This is a genomic window from Ruegeria sp. BG6 (assembly GCF_056538465.1).
In genome coordinates this window covers 1-8,257 of the sequence record NZ_JBQFTB010000030.1, presented here as the reverse complement: position 1 = coordinate 8,257, position 8,257 = coordinate 1, and the positions used below count along the sequence as shown (strand labels likewise).

At 52.6% G+C, this 8,257-nt stretch carries 4 protein-coding genes; 2 read left to right on the top strand and 2 right to left on the bottom strand.

Annotated features, from left to right (window positions below; all coding sequences use genetic code 11):
* Positions 1–173: 173 nt before the first annotated feature.
* Together ACR0JW_RS23655 and ACR0JW_RS23650 are read right to left on the bottom strand one after the other, a co-directional pair.
* Positions 174–479 carry an antibiotic biosynthesis monooxygenase gene (locus ACR0JW_RS23655; protein WP_480714597.1) on the bottom strand — a complete coding sequence of 102 codons (306 nt, stop codon included), beginning with the start codon at positions 477–479 and terminating at the stop codon, positions 174–176.
* 331 nt (positions 480–810) lie between these two features.
* On the bottom strand, positions 811–2,586 hold the full coding sequence (locus ACR0JW_RS23650) for an adenylate/guanylate cyclase domain-containing protein (RefSeq protein ID WP_480714596.1): 1,776 nt from the start codon (positions 2,584–2,586) through the stop codon (positions 811–813).
* 699 nt (positions 2,587–3,285) lie between these two features.
* Here ACR0JW_RS23650 and ACR0JW_RS23645 point away from each other — a divergent pair.
* Together ACR0JW_RS23645 and ACR0JW_RS23640 are read left to right on the top strand one after the other, a co-directional pair.
* On the top strand, positions 3,286–5,145 hold the full coding sequence (locus tag ACR0JW_RS23645; protein ID WP_480714595.1) for an adenylate/guanylate cyclase domain-containing protein: 1,860 nt from the start codon (positions 3,286–3,288) through the stop codon (positions 5,143–5,145).
* Between the two features lie 782 nt (positions 5,146–5,927).
* Positions 5,928–8,033 (top strand): alkyl/aryl-sulfatase, encoded by a 2,106-nt coding sequence (locus ACR0JW_RS23640; RefSeq protein WP_321254675.1) that lies wholly within the window; start codon positions 5,928–5,930, stop codon positions 8,031–8,033.
* Positions 8,034–8,257: the final 224 nt, after the last annotated feature.

Genomic DNA, 8,257 nt, shown 5'->3' with positions numbered 1-8,257 from the left:
GCAAAAGAAAACCCCCGACGAGAACGCCGAGGGCAGACAGGTACTTCATGGATCAAACTCCTGCAGTTGCTTCTTTATTTAGATGCAGGAGGTTCCTCGGTTTTCTGGGGGGGGTGGACATTCAAACAATCTGGGCGAGTTTCCGCTATGCGGACGGAGCGTCCCTTAATATTTCAGGGACCTACAGCTCCTAGCAACTCAAAGTGCTCGATGCTGGCCGAGGCAATCAAATCTCGCTCCTGGGGCTCGATCCGCGCTTTGAGCCAGTTGTCGCCCGCGAAAGCTTTTATCGAAGCCAAGTCGCGCCAAAGCATGGTCATGCAGAACGCGTTCGGGTCGCCTCTCCAAGGCTTTCCGGCCGCCACCCAGATCAAGCCATCCTGGCTTTTCACAAGAGGCAGTATCTGATCGCGAAAAATCGTCTCAAATTCTTCGGCCTTGCTTTCGTGTACGGTCAATCGGAACTGGCGGAGTAGCATTTCGGTTCCTCCGGATTCTTTGGCCTCACCAATAATAACATACAGGGACGACCGTCTTTGGCTCAGAGCGGTCGTTTGCAGACTTTTCGTTAGTGACCGCTATGCGGACAAAGCTGTCGCTCATAGTCCTGAACGCAATGGCTCCACTATAGCCTAAGCAGGCCTCTGGAAGAAGCCTGTCAAATGCGAAAGGGCTGGGCTTAGGTGGCAAATAGTGGCTCCGCAGACGATGTCTTCAATACGGCGAGAATCTGGAAGACAAGGTTTGATACCGACCAAGGCCGGTTGCTGCCAGAAATTCTAAAGGACCAATACTATTTCTTCCCGTAAACTATCTGGAATCCAGCCATCGGTCCAAGAGCCGATGTCTGCGCAACCCGCTGAAAAAATGATCGTTTCGTTCTTTACTTGAGTACGGTTGCCACTGAATCTTTCCCTCGATAAAACCGGGCTCAGTTGCTTCGCACCTCTCGAGTAAGGACCCGGCTTCGTTCACAGAATCCAAATGTGAGACGCATACCGCACAGCGAAATAGGGCCTCCGGATGGTCCGGCCGTAAATAAACCGCTTGGCGAGCCCAATCTGCGGCCTTTTCGTATTCACGAATGGAGGTGTAGGCGCGAGACAGGTAAGCCATATAGCGCCATCGATTGGGGTCGCGCGGGTTGAGTACCAATGACCGTTCCATCTGCGCAATCCCTTCTTCGGTTCGCCCCACTAGATCAAGCCGATTTCCGACTGCCATGGCGGCGTGTGCGAAGTTAGGGTTTAGTTGCAGTGCAACTTGTGCCTCCGCCAGTCCGAGTTCGGTTTCTCCTGCCCAAATATAAGCTGACCCGAGGCTCAAGTGGGCTACGGCTGATCCGTGATCGAGAGAGATTGCTTTACGCGCGGCGTCAAACGCATTCGTCAACGCCGTTTCCCGCTGTTCCACACAGTTTAGCATTACCTGACGCGAATAGCTCCAGCTGAGACGCGCCCACGCGTCGCAATAACTCGGGTCGAGTTCCACCGCGCGAAGAAACATTGACATTGCGGCTGCATTCCCCTCGCATGTGGAATCGTGGAACGTTTCCAAGCCTCGCAGCAAGCAATCCCAAGCAGTCAGGCTTTCCGTTGGTTTCCCGACAGAACGTGCTTGCTCGAAATGCTCCAGTTCCGGAATAATGGTTGCGGCAATACGCTTGGTGATTTCATCCTGCACCCCGAAAACATCTTCCAACTGGCGATCAAAGCGCTCGGCCCAGATGTGGTGGCCTGTTTCGGCGTCGACCAATTGTGCTGTAACCCGCAAGCGGCCGCCCGACTTTCGAACACTTCCTTCGAGAACGTATTTTGCTCCTAAATCAGTTCCGATGTCTTGGACTTTCATCGGTTTTCCCTGGTAGGAAAAACTTGAATTTCGAGCAATAACCGGAAACGAGTGCCAGTGAGACAAGGCGGTAATGATGTCCTCTGTTAAACCATTTGAAAAATAGTCCTGATCCGGATCGCGGCTCATATTTTCGAAAGGGAGTACGGCAACAGCTGGTTTGTCGGTAATGGGCAATCTCGAATCTGATCTCTCAACCAAGTCGACAAAATCCCTGATTGCGAAAACATGAACTGGACGAGCTATGTTTTTGAGGCTTTGATGGCCGCAATCCTGCAGTTGAGCTTTAATCCGGCCGACAACTTGTTCGCGGATGCTCGCAGAAATGAATATGCCCCCAGGATCAGACATGGCCTCAAGGCGTGCTGCAACGTTGACGCCCTCGCCGTAGATATCGTCGTCTTGCACGATGATGTCGCCAAGGTTTACCCCGATGCGGAAGGAAATGCGACGGTTAGGAGGATCGCACTTGTTTCTTTCCAGCATTCCCCTTTGTATCGCTATGGCGCAAGAAACGGCATCCACTGCGCTGGAGAACTCGGCCAATATTCCATCGCCGGATGTTTTTACAATGCGCCCGCGGTTCTCTGAGATGCACGGTTCAATCAGCACCTGCCGATGATCGATAAGTGCCATTAGCGTGAACTCTTCGTCGTTACTCATCAGTGACGAGTAGCCAGCGACATCTGCCACAAGAATTGCAGCCAGTCGTCGCTCAATCCGTTCTGCCACCATAGCACGCAATCCTGATCGGCTTGAGAAATGGGTTTAAGGCTATTCGAAATCGTCTGTTTATCATTTACCTCCCATCAAATACTTGCGGCGTCGGCTGGCAGAAGTTTATTCGAAAACGGAAGCTTTGTCTGCTCAGGGCTCTCAGCAGTCATTCGCAGCACTGCGCTCAAACGCCCCACCAGCCACCAAAGCACCCCAAGCCGCCAGCACCAACGACCACCCGTCAGCACCCGGAACCAGTCGTCAGCGGTCCAGCCAGCGCCAGTGGACCGTCCTCGGCGGTCTCGTCAGCTGTCCCGTCAGCGGCTTCTCTAGCGGTCGAGAATGCCCCATGCTCACTCGTCCTTCGTCCTCATGCTGCCCGTCGCTTCGCTCAGCAGAATGCCCCCGAGACCGCCCCAGTTTCGGCCACCGGTTGGAAAAGTTGATAGATTTCATCGGTTGGCAAGGATTCCTACCACCCCAGCCACGTCATTCAGACATAGAACAACAGCAGGCTCTGGGGGCTAAACCCTCCGAGAAATGCCCCCGTTTATGCCCCAGTGGTTTCGGGTGTTACGGGTGTTGAGGGTGGGACCCCAGAGGTCGTTGAAGGCCCATACCACGGCCCCTCAAACAAGCCAAACTTTAAAAAACTTTAGAAATTGCATATAATCTGCTGCATTGTACCAATCGATGGTCTCGTTCACGGGGCGTGTCATGGGGGGGCCAAAAGGAAATAATTCTCACGAGAATGCCGGCGAATGGCATGCTTCAATGTCGGTCGCCTTGGCGCTTGGGCTTGGTTTCTTCGTTCTCACTTCAGTTGCAGGCGTATTGGGTGTGGGACTGCTTGTTGGCTATCGAAATACCTCAGAGCTGCTGACCCAGAAGGCTCAACTTATTATTGGCACACAACGACAACAGGTCGAGCGTTATCTGTCTGCAGCTGCAGATCAAATCGACTTCATTGCGGGCAGGATTTCCTCGGGGGAAGTTGAACCGGAGGGTTCTGAAGAGTTCGTTAGCCTTTTGCTTGGCGCGGTTTCAGCTACCCCCCAGATTCTTCGGATACAGTTTATCGACAGACAGCAAATCCTGACAGGGGTTGAACGTATTGAAGACGAGACACTTCCCATATTCGTAAAGCTTGGAGACGATATCGACCTGCGCCACCTCATCGACAAAGTAATTGAAACTGGAGAAGCCAACTGGGGTAAAATACTCTGGCGTGATGAGTATGGCCAATCTGTGTTGAGTTACCAAAGGCCGATCATTCAGAAAGGTAAGGTTGTCGGCGTCCTGTCAGCTTGGGTTTCGGTAACAAAAATGTCTGAATTTTTGGCCGACCAGGAAATGGAATTCGGAGCGAACGTCTTTATTCTGTACGGTCGAAACGCTGTTTTGGCTCATCCACTTATGGCGTTTGGTTATGCCGGTTTGAACCGCGCTGCACCACTTCCTCAACAAGACCGTTTTTCCGATCCAATTGTTTCGGCAATGTGGCAACTAAATGATCACTTTAGCGTCGCGAGGTACTTTCTGACCAGTGCAAACACCCGGTTCGTCGCCTACGCCGATTGGGAATATGTTATATTCTTTGAAGAGTTGTCGGACTATGGTGCTCAGCCGCTAACCGTAGCCACTTACTTTGAAGCCCACGACATTATTGCGGAGGCGGCTCGACTAAAGTGGGCGATAATACTCTGTCTTATTATGGCGGTTGTTTCGGCGGGGGTGGCGGCTTGGATTGGTCAGGAAATTGCCAAACCAGTGCGCCGACTGTCCGACAGTGCAAAGCGGGTTCACGATCTTGATATTTCGAATGTCGATGAAATCGAAGGATCTTTCTTCCGAGAATTGGATGAGGCAGCACGTTCATATAATTTCATGCTTGAGGGACTGCGCTGGTTTGAACTCTACGTGCCGAAACGTTTAGTCCGCCAACTGATGCGCCGAAACGCTGGGAAGCAGATCAGCTCATCCCACCGAGACGTAGTCATTATGTTTACGGATATTGTTGAGTTTACGACATTGTCCGAACATCTAACAGCTCCTCAAACGGCATTGTTCCTAAATAATCACTTTGCAGGGCTTGCTGACTGTATCCAAAATAACAGCGGTACCATCGACAAGTTCATCGGAGACTCCGTAATGGCGATTTGGGGTGCTCTGGAACATCAAGATGATGCGGCAGATCTGGCTTGCCGAACAGCGATTGAGATCGAAAAGTGGATTACGAAATATAATCAACAAGAACGAGTAGATGCAGGCTTAGCATACTCAGTTAGACTGCGCATAGGAATCCACATAGGTCGTGTAGTTGTTGGGAATATCGGCAGTGAGGGGAGGCTCAGCTATACTGTGGTTGGAGATGCTGTGAATGTCGCGCAACGGCTAGAAGAAGCCGGAAGAGTTTTGGGCAATACTCTAGGTGAAGTGAATACTCTTGTTTCCAGCTCTGTTCGAAGCGCGTTGGTCAAGCCAATAGAATTTAAGCGCATAGGCGCACACAAGCTTCGAGGTAGAGAGGAATTGGTCGAAATATATTCGCTAACACCAAACTGCTCACGAGCCTAAAGTTCGATAGCATAGAAAAAATGAAAACACGCCATAGAAAACATGGGGCGAATGCTGACAAAGTTTTTCAGAGCAAGCAGGAAAGTTCGATTTCGAAGCTGGCGCATTAATGAATAGACTGACAGTCAGCTTTGCTCGCTGCCCGGTCATTAATTTGACGACGCCCGTTATTCACTTCAGCAAGATAAGCAAAACTATGTCTCGGCAAACCGCTGATCCGTGGTATGGGCCTTCAACGACCTCTGGGGTCCCACCCTCAACACCCGTAACACCCGAAACCACTGGGGCATAAACGGGGGCATTTCTCGGAGGGTTTAGCCCCCAGAGCCTGCTGTTGTTCCATGTCTGAATGACGTGGCTGGGGTGGTAGGAAACCTTGCCGACCCATGAAACCTATGGGCTTTTCAGCGAAGCCCGAGAAACTGGGGCGGTTTCGGGGGCGGAACGAGGACGAAGGACGAGTGAGCACGGAGCATTCTCGACCGCTGGAGAGGCAGTTTACTAGTGCCGACAGATGCGCTGGCGAGACCACCAGATCGACCTTCCACTGGCGCTGAGACGACCGCTGACGAGTCGTTCCGGGGGCTGACGGGGGTCGCTGGCGCTGGCGGGTCATGGGGGCTGCGGTGGGGCGGTCGCCCGAGCCTAGTGCTTCGAATGGCTGGCCTGAGAACTCCGAGAAGACATCTCAAGAAATGAATTTGTTTATCATGCATCAAAGCTCCTCGCCTGCTATCATCGCAAACATTGTCGTAGTTTTAAGATTTGGGAGGAGGGAACTTATGACCACGAGACGCGATGTATTGAAGGCAATCCCTACTGTCGGAACAGCATTTGCCGTTTCGTCCACCGCTCTGTTAGACGAAGCAGCTGCACAGAGCACGGCTTCCGCACCGCCACTTGAAGGGCATTTCCATCCGAAAGGGAAGGCACCGTCCAAATATACACTGGAAATTCTGGACGAAGCGAGGCGTACCCTTCCATTCTCTGATGTGCAGGACTTCGAAGAACAGCAGCGCGGCCTCATTGCTGAGATGCAGGACAAGCAGATCATGGCTGATGCCGGTCACGTCGCGTGGGACAAGAAGCGATTTGATTTTCTGAACAGCGATACTGACTTTGACAGTATTCACCCATCCCTGCAGCGCATTTCCCGATTGAACCAGAACTATGGTCTCTACGAGGTTATTCCCGGCATTTACCAAGTGCGTGGGTTTGACCTATCCGATGTCACTTTCGTGCGAGGCAAGACTGGGTGGATTGTTATTGATCCTCTTATCTCTGCGGAACCTGCTCGCGCTGCTCTGGAGTTGTTCCAGCAGCATGTGGGCGAGGGATTACCCGTAACAGCGGTGATATATTCGCATTCCCACGGCGACCATTGGGGGGGGGTGCGCGGTGTCGTTGATGAGGCCGATGTCCGCGCAGGTAAGGTTGAAATTATCGCACCCCGCGACTTCATGGAACATACAATTTCCGAGAATGTTTATGCTGGCAACGCCATGAATCGCCGCCTGTTTTACCAGTATGGGCTACTCCTGCCTGCAAGCCCTCATGGTTATGTCGGACAGGGTCTTGGGCAGGGTGTGTCAGCCGGTGCTGTCGGACTGATTGCGCCGACCCGAATAGTTGAAGAGGACATCGAAGAGTTCGAGGTGGACGGTGTCAGGATGATTTTCCAGAACACACCGGGGACAGAGGCACCTTCGAATATGAACACCTACTTGCCCGACATGAAGGCTCTGTGGATGGCGGAAAACGTAACGGCGACGTTACACAATATTTACACGCTGCGCGGTGCACCTGTACGTGATCCGTTGCGTTGGTCGAAGTATATCAGCCGCGCGCTTCATCTCTATGGTGAAGAAGCAGACGTGATGTTCTATTCGCACCACTGGCCGCGTTGGGGCAACGACCGAGTCCAAGCGATACTGCGCGATCAGCGAGACCTTTATGCACACATGAACAATCAAGTGCTGCATTTTGTTAATAAAGGCGTGACGATCAACCAGATTCACAACGTCTACAGCCTGCCGCAAAGCCTTCAAGACAAGTGGCACTGTCGGGGTTATCATGGTTCACCTCAACACAATAGCCGAGGTGTAGTGCAGCGATACATCGGCTTCTGGGACTGCAACCCGGCAACGTTGATCCCGCACTCGCCAGAGGACTCAGCGCCTCTCTATGTAGAGATGATGGGCGGCTCAGACGCAATCATGGCTCGAGGAGTCGAGTTGCACGACACCGGTGAATACCTTCTGGCTAGCGAGATTCTGAACAAGCTGGTGCAAGCGGAACCGCACAACATGTCGGCCCGGAATCTGCTGGCAGATGTGTACGAACAACTCGGCTATCAGCAAGAAAATCCGGGACTTCGTAATTCCTTCCTGTCCGGAGCATTTGAGTTGCGTTCGGGTATCCCGGGGGGCGACATTCCAGACTCTTCGAGTCCGGACGTTATTCGGGCTATGTCGACGGAACTGTTCCTGAACTTCCTTGCCATCAAGATGGACAGCCGCAAAGTCGAAGGGCACGAGTTCACTATGAATTTGGTGACTCCCGACAATGGTGAGAAGTTCCTCGTGGAGTTGCGCAACGCGACCTTAACAAATGTCGAAGGGTTCACTGCAGATGCGCCCGACCTGACTTTGACAATCAACCGTGCCGACTTGGAGTTGACAATGGCCGGTGAGAAAACACTGGATGCGCAACTTGCGGATGGATCAGCGCAAATAGAGGGCGACCCAACCGTGCTCGGTATCCTCGCTCAGGCAATGGTCGATTTCGATCCGTTCTTTGAAGTCTTGCCCGGGACGCGAGAACCTTATCACGTGGAGCCGCATTCGGACGCGTTCGAGGCAGTCACTGGGCTACCTGCAATTGAATAAACCGCAAAGTCGAAGCGGATCTTTGGTGTGGGCAGGTAAATTGCCCGCGCCATGAAGCTAGGCCAGCAGTTCCGACCACAGAACGGTCATTCAGCCAGCCTTAAACCAACGTCCACTTTGGAAAAAAGAAAGCAAAGCAGAGATCCCCCGGCAACCCGCTGAGGGCCGCCGAGGGTTCTGTCTATGAAGGTGGTCTTCGGTTGACGACATAGTCAGCCAACCAC